This is a genomic window from Streptomyces sp. NBC_00557, assembly GCF_036345995.1.
GTDB lineage: Bacteria > Actinomycetota > Actinomycetes > Streptomycetales > Streptomycetaceae > Streptomyces.
Window position 1 is genome coordinate 33,398 of record NZ_CP107796.1, and the last position, 17,810, is coordinate 51,207.

At 68.2% G+C, this 17,810-nt stretch carries 11 protein-coding genes and 3 pseudogenes; 7 read left to right on the forward strand and 7 right to left on the reverse strand.

Annotated elements, in window-relative coordinates; genetic code table 11:
• Window positions 1–58: 58 nt before the first annotated feature.
• The 4 genes and pseudogenes from OG956_RS00155 to OG956_RS00170 form a co-directional block, all read right to left on the reverse strand.
• Window positions 59–631 (reverse strand): S1 RNA-binding domain-containing protein, encoded by a 573-nt coding sequence (locus tag OG956_RS00155; protein ID WP_330335848.1) that lies wholly within the window; start codon window positions 629–631, stop codon window positions 59–61.
• Window positions 632–675: 44 nt separating this feature from the next.
• A pseudogene (locus tag OG956_RS00160) lies at window positions 676–1,386 on the reverse strand (IS630 family transposase); the annotation flags it as partial.
• Window positions 1,387–1,902: 516 nt separating this feature from the next.
• The gene (locus OG956_RS00165) at window positions 1,903–2,070 is read right to left on the reverse strand and encodes a hypothetical protein (protein WP_330335849.1); all 168 of its coding nucleotides are present in this window, start codon (window positions 2,068–2,070) and stop codon (window positions 1,903–1,905) included.
• Window positions 2,067–2,546: a hypothetical protein gene (locus OG956_RS00170; RefSeq protein ID WP_330335850.1), complete on the reverse strand. Its 480-nt coding sequence runs from the start codon at window positions 2,544–2,546 to the stop codon at window positions 2,067–2,069. Before OG956_RS00170 ends, OG956_RS00165 begins: the two co-directional genes overlap by 4 nt.
• A 665-nt stretch (window positions 2,547–3,211) precedes the next feature.
• Between OG956_RS00170 and OG956_RS40140 the strand changes: the two are divergent.
• From OG956_RS40140 to OG956_RS00200, 4 genes and pseudogenes are all read left to right on the forward strand, one after another.
• Window positions 3,212–7,767, forward strand: a pseudogene (locus OG956_RS40140) (ricin-type beta-trefoil lectin domain protein).
• 17 nt (window positions 7,768–7,784) lie between these two features.
• Complete coding sequence (locus OG956_RS00190; RefSeq protein ID WP_330335854.1) at window positions 7,785–8,312, forward strand: hypothetical protein; 528 nt, start codon at window positions 7,785–7,787, stop codon at window positions 8,310–8,312.
• A gap of 414 nt (window positions 8,313–8,726) precedes the next feature.
• On the forward strand, window positions 8,727–9,191 hold the full coding sequence (locus OG956_RS00195) for a hypothetical protein (RefSeq protein WP_330335855.1): 465 nt from the start codon (window positions 8,727–8,729) through the stop codon (window positions 9,189–9,191).
• Between the two features lie 137 nt (window positions 9,192–9,328).
• Entirely contained in the window at window positions 9,329–11,275 is a 1,947-nt protein-coding gene (locus OG956_RS00200) for a hypothetical protein (RefSeq protein ID WP_330335856.1), read from the forward strand.
• A 127-nt stretch (window positions 11,276–11,402) separates the two neighbouring features.
• Here the strand turns inward: OG956_RS00200 and OG956_RS00205 are convergent.
• A pseudogene (locus OG956_RS00205) lies at window positions 11,403–12,007 on the reverse strand (IS5 family transposase); the annotation flags it as partial.
• 17 nt (window positions 12,008–12,024) lie between these two features.
• Between OG956_RS00205 and OG956_RS00210 the strand changes: the two are divergent.
• The gene (locus tag OG956_RS00210) at window positions 12,025–12,222 is read left to right on the forward strand and encodes a hypothetical protein (protein WP_330343057.1); all 198 of its coding nucleotides are present in this window, start codon (window positions 12,025–12,027) and stop codon (window positions 12,220–12,222) included.
• Between the two features lie 225 nt (window positions 12,223–12,447).
• Here the strand turns inward: OG956_RS00210 and OG956_RS00215 are convergent, their stop codons facing one another.
• Window positions 12,448–13,062 (reverse strand): hypothetical protein, encoded by a 615-nt coding sequence (locus OG956_RS00215; protein ID WP_330335857.1) that lies wholly within the window; start codon window positions 13,060–13,062, stop codon window positions 12,448–12,450.
• A 404-nt stretch (window positions 13,063–13,466) separates the two neighbouring features.
• Here OG956_RS00215 and OG956_RS00220 point away from each other — a divergent pair, with 404 nt between their 5' ends.
• The gene (locus tag OG956_RS00220) at window positions 13,467–14,549 is read left to right on the forward strand and encodes a pentapeptide repeat-containing protein (RefSeq protein ID WP_330335858.1); all 1,083 of its coding nucleotides are present in this window, start codon (window positions 13,467–13,469) and stop codon (window positions 14,547–14,549) included.
• Between the two features lie 900 nt (window positions 14,550–15,449).
• Here OG956_RS00220 and OG956_RS00225 read toward each other — a convergent pair.
• On the reverse strand, window positions 15,450–17,027 hold the full coding sequence (locus OG956_RS00225; RefSeq protein ID WP_330335859.1) for a hypothetical protein: 1,578 nt from the start codon (window positions 17,025–17,027) through the stop codon (window positions 15,450–15,452).
• A gap of 566 nt (window positions 17,028–17,593) precedes the next feature.
• Here OG956_RS00225 and OG956_RS00230 point away from each other — a divergent pair.
• On the forward strand, window positions 17,594–17,767 hold the full coding sequence (locus tag OG956_RS00230; protein WP_330335860.1) for a hypothetical protein: 174 nt from the start codon (window positions 17,594–17,596) through the stop codon (window positions 17,765–17,767).
• Window positions 17,768–17,810: the final 43 nt, after the last annotated feature.

Consider the following 17,810-nt stretch of genomic DNA (forward strand, 5'->3'; position numbering starts at 1 on the left):
GCGGAGCAGGCGTTCGGGAACGTTCGTGCAAGGGAACCTCCGCTGGAATACGGAAGGGTCACTGGTGCTCGGATGAGGCTTGTCGTCGGGAGAGGGCCAGCCTGCGTCGCTCTCGGTTGATCTCGGTGACGACGACCGTGACCTCGTCGCCGACCTGGACGACATCCGACGGAGTTTGCGTGGGCGTCCAGGTGAGCTCTCGCAGGTGGACCAGTCCCTCGATTCCGTCGGCGACCTGGACGAAGATGCCGAATGGGACCAGCTTGGTGACCTGTCCGTGCAGCTTCTGCCCTACCGCGATTCCGTCGGTGAATGTCTGGAAGGGGTCCGGCTGCGTCGCCCGCAAGGACAGTCTTGCCTCCAGGTTCCATGTGTCGAACTGGAGGAACTCGCATGAGACGCGCTGTCCGACCTGCACGACGTCGGAGGCTGCTTCGATGCGCCGCCAGGACAGTTCGGGAATGGTGATGAACCCGACGCCGGGGAAGACCGGGTGGTCGGGGCCGTCGTCCAGCGCTACGAACACGCCGAACCGTTCGATCGCTGTGACGGTGCCGGAAAGGATCTCGCCGCAGTGCAGTGATTCCAGGAACGTCCAGAGTTCTGGGTTCTCAGACCGTCCGCCCATCATTCTCCCAGCCTTTCACGAGGAGCTGTGCTGGGCGGGAGGTGCGGTCACGCCGCGACCTTGAGGGGGCGCCCGCCCCAGCGGACGCCTCTCTCGCATCGGACGCGGGCGCGTTCCTTGCGCTCGGCGGCCAGGACGTCCCGGTGGCGGGCGTTGGCGTTGCGCCAGCGCAGGTAGGCGTGCAGGGCCCGGGTCTGCACGGTGTGGTTCGGGTAGTTGGAGTTGGCGATGGTGAACTGCCTCAGGGGTCCGAAGTGCGCTTCGATCGGGTTCGCCCACGAGGCGTAGGTCGGGGTGAAGCACAACTCGACCTTGTGTTTCTTCGCCCAGCGGCGGATGTCGGCGCCCTTGTGGGCGGACAGGTTGTCCAGGATCACGTAGAGCGGTGCGCCGTCGGGGCGGGCGGCGAGGATCGACTTGAGCGCGGCCAGCGTGTTCGCGGCACCCTTCCTGCGGCGGTTGACGCCCCACAGGCGGTCGTCGCCGACCGAGTAGCAACCGTGGAAGTAGCGCACCCCGTGGGTGCGGTGGTAAGTGGCCGGCACCCGGTCGGGATGTTTCCGTCCCGCCCAGCACGAGCCTGCGGTGGGCCGGATCCCGAGTGGGCCGAACTCATCGAAGGCGAAGACCCGGTCGGGGAAGCGGTCAAGGACCTCCTCGATCCGGTCCAGCTTCGTCTCGCGGTCGGGGTCCGGGGACTCCTTCCACGTCTTGGTTCGCTGGAAGGTGACACCGCGGCGGGGCAGCAGGCCGCGGTGCCCTGCGCGCGGGGGCCGGGCTGCTGGCCCGCTTCCCGCACGACGTCCCCGTGCTCGTGGCGCCGCTGGCCGACCTGCTCCACCACGGCCCCTCCGCACCCGTGTGGCGCCCCGTCCACGACCCCGACCAGCGAGTCCCCTGGACCGCGCGTGCGTAGCAGCAAGCGCAACGCAGCTGACCAACTGTGGTCGGGGATAAGCGGCGCACCGCCAGACCCATGGTCGGGGGCTTGGTCATCCCGACCATGACGGCACGAGCAGTGCTGCGGCGAGACGTCCGGGCAGGCGGATTTCTCCCGCGCGTACGCGCGGGCAGCCCCTGCCCAGCCGGGCGATGCTCTACAGGTTCTGGATGCCCTGCTCTACCGCTTCAATCGCCAGGCGCTGGACCTCGGGGGAGTGTGCAAGCCCCCGGATCGTTGACAACACTCCGACCGCGATGCGCTTCAGCACCCCGCGATCTGGGGCGGGACCCGCAGCTGCCGCCTGGAGCTGTCCCGTCTGGACGAGAAGAGATTACCGTTCGCCGGCGTCCGGGGTCAGGGAAGGGGTCAACTGCTCGACCAGGTTGATCGCCGCGAGGATCTGCGCCGGATCGAAGGCGCCCTGCGTGACCGCGTTCTGAGTGAAACCGGTGCTGTTGGCCGCGATGTTGCCGTTGTTCGTAGCGATATGGAATGTCACGGTTCCGGTCTCTTCATCGACGGCGACCTCGCCCGCACCGCATCTCCAAGCTCACTGCGGCCGACCTGAAGGCACTGGTACAGCGGGGCGGACGCATCGCCGGACCTGAGCCGGTCGCTCCCGCCCTGGTCGATGAGGCGAAGCCCGCTCTGGTGGTCGAGGTCGATCGCGTCATCAACCGGGACGGCGACATCGGGCTCGGCGGCCAGAAGGTGAAGATCGCACACCATCTTGCCGGACAGCCCGTCACCCTTCGCTTCGACGGCCAGCTGATGCACGTCATCGTCAACGGCCGCGTCATCAAGACCATGCCCGCGCCGATTCCGCCGGAGAAGCGGCGGCAGATCAGCGGTGCTCAAAGCCCGCGCACCATGGTCATCCCGCCCTCCACCCAGGCTCTGCGGGCCCGGCGGAAGGTGCCGCCAGACAGCCGGGTGATGATCGGCGGCCAGCGACTGCGGATCGGTCGCGCGCACGCTGGGAAGACCGTGACGATCGTCCTTGAGGACACTGCTTCCGGGTCCTCGACGGTGACGTCGAGCTGTCCACCCACCCTCGCACCAGCGACAAGCCGATCACCGGGTTCAGAGCGCCCAGCCGCACCGAGTCGTGACGGCTGTCCAGCATCTCCCGGTGACATCAAGCATGTCCTGGAGCCAATCTGTCCAAGATCTCGTGAGACCTCACACCGTCAAACGGGGTCGAAAATAGGCCATTCCTCTGCGGTCGACCTGTGCCATCGCCTCAGCCGCGCACACGAAAAGTTCACACAGAGCGCAGAGGATTTCCATGATGGTGGAAGGTTGAGGAGTGTCCACTGAGGGGTGAGCAGTGGAAGCTTTCAGGCCAGCGTCCTGCGCCGTCCGGAAGCGAACGTCTATGCGAGCCGATCTGCGTGTGCCTAAGGTGTCGCCGCGCATGACCGGACCTGACCAGTCTGTGTCTGCGCGCGTCCATCAGCGACCGGGGGAACACCGTCGCTCACGGGGAGGGGTTGCTTCACCATGCCGTCGTACACGCCATTGAGGTGTACCGCACGCCTGTAGGCGCTGATTTGTACGTGCTGCACCCGTTCTGACGTGCTGCCGGCAGCGCCATTGCGGCTCCCTGTTCTTCGGCCGTTCTCCCGGCCCCACCCCCCATGAATGAAGAAAGGGATGCATCCGTGCACCCCAGACCCTGGTTTCGCCTGCCCGGATCACGAAGATCACGAAAGCTCACCACTGCCGTCACCTCGGTGGCCGCGCTGGCCGTCCTGGCAGGCCTGGCGGTTCAGCCAGGCCTGAGCCGCCTCGGTGGCGACCCAGTCGCTGATTCCTACCCCTGGTACCAGGACACCGCCGCGGAGCAGTTGCGCCAGGACCAGTGCCTGATGGCCGACGTGCTGCGCCTGGGCGGTCCGTCGATGGCCGCGACCGCGCAGGACGGTCTCAACCAGAGCGCGGACAAGCTCCACGTTCTGGCCAACAGGGACCACTGGGATCAGACGCCGCTCGCCGTCGCGTACCAGAAGGACCGGGACACGGCGAGCAAGGACCTCGATACCCTTTCCACGCTCCAGTAGGGGTGGGAAAAGTCCCTGGAAGGCCTCAATACTCCGGCCGGGTTCACCGATGCGGACTTCCACTGGCCACCCGGTACCAGCAACGACGGCCAGAAGTCCTTCTATGAACAGACCGGCCTGACGCCCTGGGTTGCCGATCGGTTCTGGAAGAACGACGGCGACTTCTACCAGGACGACACTCCGAAAACGGACGACAAGACGCTCAAGGCCGTCGACGCCATCGGCACCTCCCTCTACGGCAAGGACCCCGACCCCTCCGGGACCACTCAGCAGGAGTTCGATCGCGCGCTCGCCGAGCACAACGCGTTTGAGTGGATGCACGGCGCGCCCGGGAGCAACGCGGGCGCCGACGACGCGCGGATCTTCCTCTCTTCCGGCGCTTTCCCGCGTACGGCCCCGCAGCCGGGCACGCCGGAGTTCCGTATCGCGGTGGAGGATGTGAAGTCACGCTTCACTGCGTGTGGTTGGCGTGATCCGCTCGACCCGGACAACGTGCTGGGCGATGTCACCTCCGCCGCGGCCGACGAGTGGCAGCAGGAGATCTCTTCCCAGGCCGCCCAGCGCAACCAGATCCTGGACGCGAACAGGACCGCGGTCGACGCGCTCACCAAGGGCGCGAAGGCCCTGGGCGAGATGCTGGGCCACCCCTGGATCGCCGACCACCTCACGCGCTGGCAGGACTACTGGCAGCCGGGCGGCATCGGCTGGGTCGGCGACTCCGCCCTGGTCATGCACGTCGAGGCCGCGCAGGGCAAGTGCCTGGACGTACAGGGCAGCGGGACGGCCAACGGCACCCCGGTGCAGATCTACACCTGCAACAACAGCGCCGCCCAGGAGTGGAAGCTCGGGGGCCTGTACGACGGCGGCTACGCCCTGTACAACACCAACGCGCGCAAGTGCCTCGATGTGAGCAGTGGCGACAACGCCAATGGTACGAAGATCCAGCTGTGGTCGTGCAACGGCAGCTCGGCACAGCAGTGGCAGTTCGACCTGCGTGCCGCTGGTGAGCTGCGCAATGCCGCCACGAACAAGTGCCTTGATCTGCACACGTTCACCAACGGCAACGACGCCCAGCTCTACACGTGCAACGGCACCGACGCGCAGAAGATCCGTATCGTCCCTCAGGGACATGACGGCGCAGGCCAGCTGTCCTACCCGGACAAGGCCCAGTTCGACAAGGCCAAGGCCGGCATCACCGCGGCCCAGGCCGGGGCTAAGCAGCAACTGGCCGTTCTCCAGACGCAGCTGGCGGCCGTGCAGAAGGCCGCGACCGCCTCGGACACAGCCCTCAAGGCCGCGTACGGCATCGCAGACGCCCACGGCGCACCGCGCGGCCGCGGTCTTCTGGTGGGCCAGCAAAAGGCGCAGGTCACCCGCGGTGCCGCCGCCGCGCTGGCGGCGATGGAGAAGGCCGGCAAGACCGCGGAGGCCGCCACCCGTGCCTCCGTCGGGGACAGCGCCACCATCGCCCAGCGCGCACTCGCGCAGGCCGCGCAGGCCAAGGCCGAGTTCCGCAAGGAGGCCGCCAAGGCCGCCGAGGAACAGGCCCAGGCCGCCGCCGACGCGGCGAAGGTGCACCGGGACAACGCCAAGGCGGACAAGGACACCGCCGAGGCCAAACTCGCCGACGCGCTGAAGGCCGAGGGGGACGCGAAGGCGGCTGCCGCCGACGCCCACGCCAAACGGCTCGCGGCCGAGGCAGAGGAGAAGACGGCCAAGGCCGAGAAGGAGACCGCCGCCGCCAAGCAGGCCGAGGCCGCCCAGGACCACAAGAACGCCGACGCTCAGGCGACCAAGGCCAAGGAAGCCAAGGACAAGGCCGACACCGCAGAGCAGAACGCCGAGAGCAAACGGGACGCGGCGGTCAAGGCCAGCGACCACGCCAAGGCCATGCGCGGCGACGCCTGGGACGCTGAACAGAAGGCCGATGCGGCCCGCGCCAAGGCCGACGCCAAGGACGCCTACGCCGACTCCCTGGACTCCGGCGACGCAGCGACCGCCGCCCGCGCCGACGCGAACGACGCGGACAAGGCCGCCGACGACGCCGAAGCCGCCGCCACCAAGGCCCGCGCGGACGCGGACGCCGCCACCCAGGCGGCAGCCGACGCCGACGCCGCGGCCACCCGCGCCGAAGCCGCAGCCAAGCGGGCCCGCTCCGACGCGGACGCTGCACAGGCGGACAAGGCGACAGCGGACGCGGCGGTGAAGACCGCCACCAGCGCCGCCGCCGACGCCATCAAGGCCTCCCAGGACGCCGCCGACCAGGCCAAGACCGCCGTCAAACTCGCCGACGAGGCCCAACAACACGCCAAGGACGCCAAGACCCAGGCCGACACCGCCAACACCGAGGCCGGCAAGGCCCTGACGGCCTCAGCGAAAGCCGCCGGCTACGCTCACGTCACCGCCCAGGCCGCCGTGGACGCCGGCAAGGCGGCCAAGCAGGTCGCCGACCCCGCCAACGACGCCGTCCAGCTCGGCTCCCGCTACGTCGACACCGACTCCGCCGCCGGCCTGGTGGTCCTGACCGGACAGGCGTCGAAGTCCATCGCCGACCAGCAGCAGGCCGTCGCCGACGCCCACGCCAAGAACGCCCAGGCAGAGGCAGACGCCGCCAAGAACCTCGCCGACCAGGCCAAGGGCGACGCCAAGGAGGCCTACCAGCACGCCGCCAACGCCGCCCAGTACGCGGCCGACGCCCGCACCTACTCCAAGCAGGCCTCGGCTACGCCGCGGACGCCGCCAAGGCCGCAGCAGCCGCCTCAGCGTCCCTGGCCCGCACCATCGACTACGACAAACAGGCCACCGCCGACGCCACGGCCGCCGACACCGCGGCCGGGAACGCCGAAGGCTACGCCAAGGACGCCCGCAGCTCGGCCGACGCCGCCGCACTCGACGCCGATGCAGCCCGTACCGCAGCGGCCCAGGCCGAACAGGACGCCAAAGACGCCCGTGCCGCCGCCAACCGTGCCGACACGGCGGCCACCGAGGCCGAACAGGCGGCCAAGGACGCCGACAAGTACGCCAAGGAGGCCCAGGACGCGGCCCAGCGTACGGAGACGAAGGGGCACAACGACCAGATCTCTACCGGCATGGCTGGCGTCGGCGGCGTCTTCTACAAAACCAGGGTCGAGCCGATCGGCGACCCGGACATTGTGAGCAAGGACAATTGCAACGTCATTGTTCACGTCGGTAATTGCATCATCACGGCGAAGATCACCGTCAAGGTGTTTGTCGATGTTTACCTGTGCACGGCCGCGGACCTCCCGGACGTGCAGTCCGGATGCCCCGCCTCCGCAACCCTGTTCCTGGCCAGCAAGGAACTGAAGCCTCAGACGCAACAGGTCACTGACACCATCACGCAGGAGAGGTTCAACCACGCCGTAGCCAAGGGATTCGTCAAGGCCCTCACCGAAGACTTCACCGGCTGCTGGGACAAGCTCACAACAGGCGGCGGCGGAAGCTGGGGCGACTGCGGCTGGGCGGTCTTCGACATCGGCTCCATGGTCTTCGGGGACTTCGCCATCAAGGCGATCTCGGACGCCGTCAAGTCCCTCGACGCCGCCGCCCGCACCGGCATCGGGTTCGAGGACGCGTGGAGAGGCCTGCGCACCGCCGGCCTCTCCGACGCCGCCATTGAAGGCATCGGCGCGAAAGTCCTCAAGACCGTGGTCGACGCGTGTACCGCGAAGAAGCCCCTACGTACCGCGATTGCGCACAGCGCTGATCCGTGTGCGGGGATGATCGCTTACGGCAGCACCGATCTGGCCCTCCAGGCATACAAGGCCAGAAAGGCAGCCGGAATTGGTTCCGGCCGGAATGTCGCGGTCGCGAAGCTCGCCAATGGTGACTACGTCGTCGGTTTCAGCAAGGGCGCGGGTTACCACTCGGAGGACCACATTTTGGATCAGCTGAAGGCGAAAAACATCGACCCGACCGAGATCGAAGCGTTGTACAGCGAGCGGAGCCCCTGCGATGCGTGCGCACCGAAGCTGGAGAACCTGCTCAAACCCGGGACCCCCATCACCTACTCCGTCCCCAACGGGCCTGGTTCCTCGAACCTCCTGTACAGGCTAATCCAAAGGTTTGAAGGGAGGGCTTCTCTCCGGTCCACTCAGCACTCCGCTGAGCAGTAGGGAACTTGTCGGGTGCGGTGGGCGTCATCAAGATGCCCACCGCACCGCCCAAGGAGAAGAGAAACGCGATGTCCGAGTACGGTTTCGCCCGCGCGTCCGACCAAGTTCTCGCTGTCCGGAACGAGCTGGCCGACCACGTGATCCAAGCACTCCGGCGGGCTGGCCTACCCGCCTTCCGTGACGGGGAAGAGGCAACAGAGGACCGTTCCGGCGCGGTCGTCTCCGTGAACCCCGATGCAGAGACGGCTTCAGCTTCCGTATCCGTCGGTTGGAGATGCGATCCCGCCATGACCCAGGCCGCTGTCGACAGCCTCGCCTCCGGCGCTCCGAACGCTCCGATTGTCCGGTACCCCGGGATGATCGGTCTCCATATGCAAAGCGCGCTGATCAAGGTCCTGCTGTCGGCGGGCATCATCGCAACCCTCGAAAGCGACCCCATGAATCCGGATCACATCCTCGTGTTCGGGACGATGTCCGACCTGCCGTCCGCGCTGCGCCCTGCCTTTGTTCCACCGGCAAGTAAGCCGGGAGGCGACCGGCCATAGAACCTCAGCACGTTACGGGACCGCTGCACCCAGGGTGGTGCGGCGGTCCCTCGCGTTCCCCCTTATGCCGGCGGCTGCGGTCGTCGACGCCCGCGTGCTCCTGTCAGGCCACCGCACATGAGTTCGCCTGAAAGGGTCTCGATCGCCGATTCGTCGGTCTGGCTGTACATGGTGGACCCTCAGGTGCTGTCACGGATCGCCGGGCGACTCGCGGAACTGGTCAGGATGGAAGAACGGCAGGTCAAGCAGCTGGCCCCGGTGCGGCGAGCCGGACGAACTCGCAGCCGGCGAGCGAGTCCTGACGCGGTTGAGCGAGCAGACCTCTGGAGACTGGGCTGCAGCGAAACGGCCCTGGACGGCGGTGTGCGCGCTACCTTATCCGCCTGAACCGTGTGGGGGATCGAAGGGGGACACATGCTGGCGGACGAGGGATTGGCGGCGCTGGCGGCCGCTGGGGGAGCCGCAGTGGTACAGGCTGCCGCCGGAGACGCTTGGGAGGCGTTCAGAGGCCGACTCGCCCGCTGGTTCGGGCGTGGCGATGAAGAACGCGAACGATCCGCCGCACTTCGACTCGAGCAGACAGCCCGCGTTCTGCGGTCCGGCGCCGCTCCCGGAGAGGCAGATACGGTGCGGATCGCCCAGGCAGCGGCGTGGCAGGCCCGGTTCGAGGCGGTGCTGGAGGAGCTGGACGGCCCGGAGTTGGACCGGGGAGCCGACCAACTTCGCTCGTTGCTGGCCGAGCACGGCGTCCGGCCTGGTCTGGTGCAGGCCGGCGGGGACATCGTGATCAAGGCCGGTCGGGGCTCCGTGGCAGCGGCCGTGGTTCAGGGGGATGTGCACATCGGCCGCCCTACTCCGCCGGATCCGGCGCAGGGCTGACCGGACCGGCTGACCCAAGCCCGACTTCTCTGCCATCTGATCGTCACACTGCCGAGCACTCCCTCGCGTGTGCAGCGGACCACGTCACTGCGACCGCCCGTGACAACGCCGTGGCGGTCGGACGCATCGTCGGCCCCATGGTCGTCAACGTCCACCCCCGCGAGTCGGCCCCGTCGTGGCTCGCCACCGCTGCAGCCGACTTTGCCGAAAAGGTCGAGAAGGAGTGGCGCGCGGAGTGGGAAGTGCGCCGCATCCATGATCCGTGCGCGCTACCGGTGCGCTTTCGCCCTGGTCCCCAGTACCTTCAGGATCACTGGCCCAACATCCGTCAGGCCCCGGCCGGATCCGATCACGGGTCCCTTGCCCTGTCCGGCCGGATCGAGGAGTTCGCCGGGGTCTACGAACAAATCGAGTCACGGCGCATCGTGGTACTCGGCGGTGCAGGCTCCGGCAAAACCTCCCTCACCCTCACCTGCGTCCTCGATCTGCTCGCCAACTGGCCCGCCACCTCGAACGACCGTGTTCCGGTGATCTTCCAGCTCGCCTCCTGGAATCCCCAAGTCCCCCTCGACCAATGGATGGTGGATCAACTGACCCGGGCCCACCCAGGCCTCTCCACCAAGGGCGAGGACGGCGTCCCTCTGGCCGAGTCCCTGGTGGGGGAAGGACTGATTCTCCCCGTGCTGGACGGGTTCGACGAGATCGCCTCGGGACTCCACCCGGCCGCGCTGAAAGCCCTCAACCACACTTCCTTCCCACTCATCATGACCAGCCGGACGAAGGAGTACAGGGATGCGGTCGTGGCCACCGAGGTCCTCAAGGCAGCCGCGCTGGTCGTCCTCGACGACCTCACCCTCGATGATCTTCAGGCGTACCTGCCCCGCACCGTCCGTACCGTCGACACGCGGGGCCCGGGCAGTATCACCGACGGCTGGGGCCGACTGCTCGACCACATGCGGGTGTGTCGCGCACAGGGGCGCCCAGATGTGGTCACTTCGGTGCTGTCAGTGCCGCTCATGGCGAGCCTGGCCCGGGAGATTTACAGCGAGGCTCCGGGGAAGGACCCGTGGGAGCTGGCTGCCTTTGAGAAGCCCGAGGATCTGGAGACCCACCTGCTGAGCGCCTTCCTCGCCACCGCCTACGGGCGACACCGAGGCTTGCGCGGTACGCGGCGCTGGACTGCCGAACGGGTCCGCCAGTGGCACGTCTACCTGGCCAGGCATCTGTCGGAACAGGGAACCAGAGACCTCGAGTGGTGGCGTCTGGGCGACTCCATTCCCGCCCGGAGACGCGTCATGATCGGGGAGTGGACAGCGGGAATGAGCACGTTCGTGGTCGGCTCGGCTGTTGGATCCCCCCTCGGCGGTTGGGTGACCCTGGTCGCCAGCATGTTGAGTGCTTTGGCGGGCCGGAAAGCCTTCGGCATCACGCCATGTCCCGCACCATCGCACAACGAGCTGTATCTGCAGGGAGCGAAGCTCAGGCTCACCGCATGGCTGGCCCATGGGCTGCGTGCCGGGTTGCGTGCTTCCCCCCTCGGTCTCTTCGTCGGCCTCTTCATAGCAACGGAAGGAGGCTGGGTGACCAGCCTCCTCGCTGGCATGCCCGTCATGACACTCAGCGCCGTCGCGGTCAGTCTGGCAGCCAGCCCGCAACTGCTGGAAGCACCGGTGGATCCTCGTACGGTCGCCACCCCCTCAGCGCTGATCGCGATCGACCGGAAGCGTGCCGTGGTACGTAGCCTTCTCGTCGCCGTGCTCAACGGCAGCGGAAGCGCCACGTTGGCCGGTGCGGTATTCGGCGGGCCGCTCGGGCTCCGGATCGGACTCGGCGCCGCCACCACCGCGGGAGTCTGGACGCTGCTGACCATCGGCGCGTGGCCGCGCTGGCTCGTTCTGGCTCGCTGCTGGCTGCCCCTGGTCGAGCGGCGCCTTCCCTGGCGGCTTCCCCTGTTCCTCCAGGACGCCCATAAACGAGGCGTCCTCCGCAGAGTCGGACCGATCTACCAGTTCCGTCACGCACAATTGCAGGAGCACCTGGCCGGACCCCGAAGCCGGCGAGGGGCGTCAGAACATCGTGAGTAGAAGGCAGACCTCCTGGGCCCCTATGACGCGCTACTCGTGCCCGCGGGATGAGGCGACACCTTGACCTGTGAGGGAGCCTTCACCGGGGCCCGGAATGATGTACGGAGCCGACCTCTGAGGGGTCCTTTCAAAAAGCTGGGATCTTGCGGGCGAGGGTCATGCAGTGGGCGAGCTGGAGAAAGGCGTCGTGCATGTCGTCTTGGGCTTCCCAGCGGGTCCGTAAGCGTCGGGGGCCGTGGAACCAGGCGATGGCGGACTCGGCGACCCACCGGACGTGGCCCAGGCCCGAGCCGTGCGCCTGACCGCGCCGGGCTATCTTCGGAGCGATGCCACGCTCACGCAGCCGGCGACGGTAGACGTCGTGGTCGTACCCGCGGTCGGCATACAGTGCGCGGGGCTTGCGCCGGGGGCGGCCTGGTTCCCGCACACCGGCGGCAGGCCGTCGACCAGCGGCGGCAGTTGAGTGACGTCGTTTCGGTGCCCGCCCATCAACGACACCCGCAGCGGGGTACCGTGCTCGTCGGTCAGCACGTGGTGCTTCGAGCCCGGCCGTGCACGGTCAACCGGGGTTGGACCGACTTTTGGGCTGCTTCGCCCTCGCTTGGCCTGCACGTGCAAGGCGTCAACGGTGACGCGGGAGAAGTCCAGGCGGTCCGCTGCCCGTAGCCGGTCCAGCAACACCCGCTGGAGTTCCTCCCACACCCCGGCCTCCTGCCATTCGGCCAGCCGCCGCCCCGATTCTGCCGCACGTGCCCGTCGGCACGCTCGCCGTCGAGATTGCCCGGGAGTTGGCCCGCGATGGCGGGCTCGGCCAGTCGGTGGTCTACACGCCGGACGAATTCGCGCTCTCCGATGTGCCCGCGTTCCTTCCCAACCCCGCGTACGCCCCGGACGCTCCAGGCCGTTTCCTCTCGGGCCTGACCACCGCCCTGCGGCGGCTGGCATAGGACACCGACCCCGCGTTGGACCTGCTCCACTTCGCCACCCGGGCCGCCGGGAACAAGCACGCCAATGTCTGTCAGTTCTCCTGATGGGGATATTTGAAAGTGGCTCTGTCCGCAGTTCCGTGAATCCCCAGGTCAGCGGCATGAACAGGGAATCGTTCCGGCAGGGTGCCTCCTGCCGTGGCGAGGAGGACGGATGAGTCTCGGTTTCGAAGGGACGGCCTTGCTCTACTCGCTCAGCCCCACGATGCCCCAGCCTCGTCCGGCGGCTTCGGTGAGGACGTGGCCCCACTCGGCCAGCAAGTCTGTGAATGCGGCGAAGTTGCCGACCCATCCTTCGGGATCGGCGGCATGTTCATTGAAGGCCCCTTGCATCCTGTCAAGCCGAGGCCGTACCCGCTCCCAGGTCGCAGCCAGTTCCCGCACGCCGTCTGGTGGCTGTGCGAGCAGCAGCCCATAGACGCTGGAGTCGTCGCTGAAGAAGTCCGGATCCGTGTGCTGCGCCTCGCCGTCCAGCCCGTCCCAGACCAACCCGAGCAAGAACGCGTCCAACTCGGTCCGCATTAGAGGATCAACGTGGTCGCGGACGGATTCCCACCGCTGCCCGGCCCAGAAGTGTGCCTTGAACGATCCAGAGGTGTGCAGGAACTCGTATACGGCGAAGAAGGCGCTGTTGGGTCCCCGTGGCCACTCCCAGTCGCCCTTGACCGTCGCCGCGTCGTGATCCCACAGCCCCGTCTCGTCGGCATACCAGGCATTCCTCAGCCGCGGCAGCCGCTCGCGGGGTGGAACCTCCCCTAGCCATGACCAGTCTGCGATCATCACCGTGATGTCCAGCCCCATGGGGGTCAGCGTACCGATCGCCCATACTCCAAGGCAGCGTCGGCTACCAGGCCCAGCCGCCCTGTATTCGGGCTTCACGGAACTGCGGCCAGAGCCCTGAAATCGACCAGATCCACTCGGCGCCCCACTTGGTCCGTAGTTCAACGGAGTGGGGAGTTGGGCGGCGCAGCTTGTCGTAGGTGACGCGCTCCTTGCCTTAGGCGGCGTGGCGTCGGGCAGCACCCGGCACTGTCGGATGTCATGGAGGGGTGAGGAGCAGCCTTGGCACCGGCCGTTTGATGCGGATTGCACATCGTCGGACCGACAGGCGGGGTCGGCGCAGAACCCGCGGCCCTGGTCGGCACGGTAACGGCGGCATGGGCCGGGCGGAGCGGATGGGCTTGCTGGTAGCAGCCTTGCCGGGCTTGACTGCACTGGTCGCACTCTTGTTCACGTGGATGTCGGTCGACCAGTCGCGGACTGAGCTGCGGGTCGCTGAGCAGGGCCAGATCACTAACCGCTTCACTGCCGCAATCAACAATCTCGGCTCGGGCTCCGAGGATGTGCGCCTGGGCGGGATTTACGCCCTGCAGCGCATCATGCTGGACTCCGCACGCGATCAGCCCACAATCGTCACGGTGCTGACGGCGTATGCGCGACGGCATGCCCGGGTGCCGGCCAGTGGCTTCGCCAAGGAGCGGCAGCAGGAAATCGAGCAGAGCCTGGAATCCCCAGTCAAGCTGGCTGCTGATGTAGAGGCCGTTCTGAGTGTGCTGGCCGATCGTTCAGCCGACCATGACGAGCGAGCCATCCTGGATCTCAGGCACACGGATCTCCGTGGAGCCGAGGTGTTTACACGGCGCAAGACACCCGAACACGGTGCAGCGTTCCGTGCTGCCAGCTTCGACGAAGCGGATCTCCGGCACTCAACGTTCGAGGGCGTAGACCTGCGCCAGGCCTCCTTCCTCCGTTCGAACCTGGCAGCAGCACGCTTCGACTACGTGGACTTGTCCGACGCCTCGATGGAGGAGGCGGATCTGACGAAAACAACAATCTGGGACGCCAACCTGACGAGAGCGGATCTCAACTACGCGAAACTTCATGAAGCCCAGCTGGACTCGGCCGTCAATCTCACAAAGGCGACCCTCCTGACGGCGGATCTCACCGGTGCACTCCTAGATGGCGCAAACCTAACCAACGCTGCTCTTATTGGAGCGAATCTGAAGGGCGCCTCCCTGACTAATGCGAAGCTGCACGGTGCGCGACTGAGCAACGTGGACCAAGAGGCGCTGGCACGCGAGTTCGGCTGGTACATCGACAAAAACGGCAACCTAGCAAAGGCGGACCTTACAGGGGCAGACCTGACGAACGCGGACTTGCGTGGCGTGGACCTCACCGAAGCAACCCTTATCAACGCAGACTTGCGAGGCGCCAAGCTCGCCGGCGTGAAGCTGACTCGGGCCAAGCTTGACGGTGTACGGGGTTTGCCGCCGTCACTCCGCCCTTAACGGCCTCGGCCGAACCCGGAGCTGGGAGTCCGCCAGGGAGAAGTGCCGGCCGTACCGCTCCTGCAGCAGTTTCTCCGATGCCTCCAGCGGCCGACAACATGACTCCGTCGTGGCGTCCGTCCGCAGGTCAGGGGGCCTGTGGGTGGGGAGATCCACTGAGCAGGAGTGGGGCCGCCCCGAGCAGGTGGTGGGGAGATTCAAATATCCCCATCAACTCGACCACCCGCCCGGCTCAACTACTTGCCAGACATGCCGGAAAGCCGCAGACCACGCTGGCCTGCCCTCGGGACCAGAATCACTAGATAATCATCGAGCCGAATGCAGAGTGCCTTTCCAACCTCAGCTTGAGGTGTTGAGTGGAGGGCTTGATGCTTCCGGGCCTACGGCTGTTGGAGGCGTGAAGGGAGAGAAGTTGCACATCGAGTGGATCTGGGTGCTACCGGTGGGTGCACTGCTCCTGGTGGCGTGCGACTACGGGGGTGTGGCGCGGCTGATGTGGGATATGCAGCCAGCAGCCAGACGGAGTGCATGGCCAGGTCCGACGGGCTTCCGCGTGATCGCCGGGATCCTGGCGATCGTTGCGATCGTGACTCGTCTCATTCAGCCAGCCAGCAGCTGAAGGCTTCCAACTGCAATGGGTTGGAAAAGGCTCAGAGACGTTCAGTTTGTGCGGCCGTTGTGGATGCCGGGCGCCTGCCCCCGACTCTGGATCCTGTGTCCTCGCATCGTGCCGGCCACCGAGCAAGGAGCCGTGCCGCCGCCCGCAACCTGGGCCGGGGTCCCCCGTGCGGGGAGACTGCCCGGGACGGCCGCGGTGGCCGCCGCCAGCTGCCGCGGGGCGCGCTGGATGCGCGGCGGTCAGCCGCAGCAGCAGGCCCATTGTCGTGCACAGCGTCCAGGTCACCGCTGCACTCCCGGCGTGGTGTTGCCCGCTGCCAGGGCCTGAGCCTGGGCCTGTTCGTGTGCGGTGGGTACGGCACGGCCGGGGCCGTCCGGGCGGAGCGTGGCCTGCCGGGCCATCGCGTATTCCAGGCGGGCCTGGAAGTGCTCCGCCCGCGCCCGGATGTCCTGAGCGTCCAGGGGTGTGCCGGTGCCGGAGACTTCCTCAAGCGCATCGCGCACCCGCATCAGCAGGTCGGCTTCGCCTTGGGTGGCGGTGCGCCGGTGGGCGCCGGGCGGCTGCTGAAGCTGGTAGCTGATCTGCCCCTCCAGCACCCGGCGGGCGCGGTCGGTGGTGCCGAAGGCCTCGATGAGGCGGCGCTGCATCTGGGCGGCTGCGACCTCGGCGAGCTCGGCGGGCAGGCCGCGGGGGATCTCGGCGGCGTGGGCGAGGCGTCCCAGCGCGTCGTGCACGAGGTGCAGCTGGCCTTCGCGCGCGGCCAGATAGTGGGTGCGGGCGTGCAGGAGTTCGGGGTCGGCGACATAGTCGCCGCCCTCCTCGGCGGTGGTCGCCGCGCGCTGCGCTGCCAGGGCGTCGACCGCCTGCCGGGCGGTGGCCGACGCTTGGCGCCAGGCGGTGGCCGGGCCGCTGGACTCCAGCGATCGGGCGGGGACGGGGAAGGCCTCGAGGATCTGCCGGGCCTCCTGCTCGCGGCCGGAGTGGACGGCGGCGGTGTAGGCGCGCACCGCGCTACGGGCCTGGGCCAGGTGCGCGGTGCGCTCCTCGTCCAGCCGCGGGCCAGCTCCGCCCGCGGCGTGCAGGTTGCGTTCGTAGTCGGTGATGTCCGGCTCGAGGACGGACCGCAGTTGCTGCGCGCCGGCGTCGCGCAGGGCGATCTGGTCCAGCAGCCAGTCGGCCGCCGCGCGCAGGGCCGGAACGTCGGCGGCCAGGTTCTCGGCGGCGCGCCAGTCCTCGACGAACTCGGCGCGGGACCGAAAGGGGTACTCCATGCGGTTCAGGAGTTCGCCCGTTTGCTGCCCGGCGCTGACGAGCAGCGCCTCGGTGTCCTCCTCCAGATCGCCGGCCATCTCGAGGCTGCGGGCGCGGACGGAAGCAGGCGGGTAGCCGGCAAGGTCGCGCATGGGGCAGGTCCAGGCGGCGGCCGCGGCGATCCACCCCAGTTCGAGCCCCTGGTCCGCGTCGATGTTGCGGCGGTACAGCCAGTCGGCGAGTTGCTGCGTGAGCTGAGCTCCGTCGGTGTCCGGATCGTGCATCAGCTGGACGGCGAGCTCGCCCGGCGTGTGTTCGTGCAAGCCCTCGGCGTCGGCGGTGACGATTGCCAGCTGCCGTCGGCCGTCGTCCAGCTGGAGCCAGCGGCGCAGCGTCTCGGGCCGCCCGTGGGCGACCTCGTGCACGGTGATGCGAGTGAGGTCGGCGTCCGCGTCGCCGAGTCCGGTGAGTCCCACGGTGGGCCTGTCAGCGCCCACCGCATCGGTGGGGTCGTCCCGATCGGCTACCCAGGCCAGTGCGTACGCGTCCGGTCCCCGCTCGGTCAGCCGCATGCGGAAGTCGTCGGGGGCGGCCAGCTCTTCGCTCACGGCAAGGACCCTTGGGCTCGGCAGTAGGGGCGCCGCGCAGCCACTTCGCGGGCGGCGGCTGGCGGCAGCATGCCCGTGCCGGGCCGGGCTGGGGGCCGGCCGGCCGGAGCTGGTCCGTCGTGCGGGACGACACCCACGGCCCTCACCCACCGCGTCCCGCCCCGCGGAACGCAGGCGGGGGCGCGTCGGTCAGCGCTTGCCGGCCGGGCGGCGGCGGCGCGGGAGCTGCGAGGCGCGGCCGCGCCTGCGACCGGACGCAGCCTGGGTGTCGGTGAGTCCGGCCGCGGGCGAGGAAAACCCGCCGGGAACCTCCGGCCGGGCGACCGGCGTCTGAGCCGCGGCAGGGGCTACGTCGGTGCGGCTCGGCTGGCCGGCCGGGCCGGAGACGACCGTGGCGTGCGGCAGCAGCCGGGCGCACGTCGCGCACACCTCCACCGGGCCGCGAGTCGTTCCTCGAGCACGCGGCCCCGATCGAGGGGCGGACTGAGGGGTGCTGAAGTAACCCAGCCCCTCCAACAGCCGTAGACTCACTGGCCGTTTGTGCACTCGGGGAAGGGACACGGGACGTGAATCAGCAGGACGGCATCCGCCATGCCTGGGGCGACGCACCGATCTACGACAAGCTCGTCGCGGAACGCGGGGACATTCCGGCTCAGGTGAAAGCTGTGGCCCCCCGGATCCTCTCCGAGGCGGAGCGCAGCACTCACTTCAGGGCGCAGCTGCCGCTCACGAGAGGCTGAACGCCTCCCCCCACGACGTCCGCCCTGCTGGGGCACAGGCAGT

Excerpts from the sequence above, each read along its gene's own strand:
- OG956_RS00200 (WP_330335856.1), top strand. The coding sequence starts at position 9,329 with ATGGTCGTCAACGTCCACCCCCGCGAGTCGGCCCCGTCGTGGCTCGCC.
- OG956_RS00215 (WP_330335857.1), bottom strand. The coding sequence starts at position 13,062 with ATGGGGCTGGACATCACGGTGATGATCGCAGACTGGTCATGGCTAGGG.
- OG956_RS00155 (WP_330335848.1), bottom strand. The coding sequence starts at position 631 with ATGATGGGCGGACGGTCTGAGAACCCAGAACTCTGGACGTTCCTGGAA.
- OG956_RS00195 (WP_330335855.1), top strand. The coding sequence starts at position 8,727 with ATGCTGGCGGACGAGGGATTGGCGGCGCTGGCGGCCGCTGGGGGAGCC.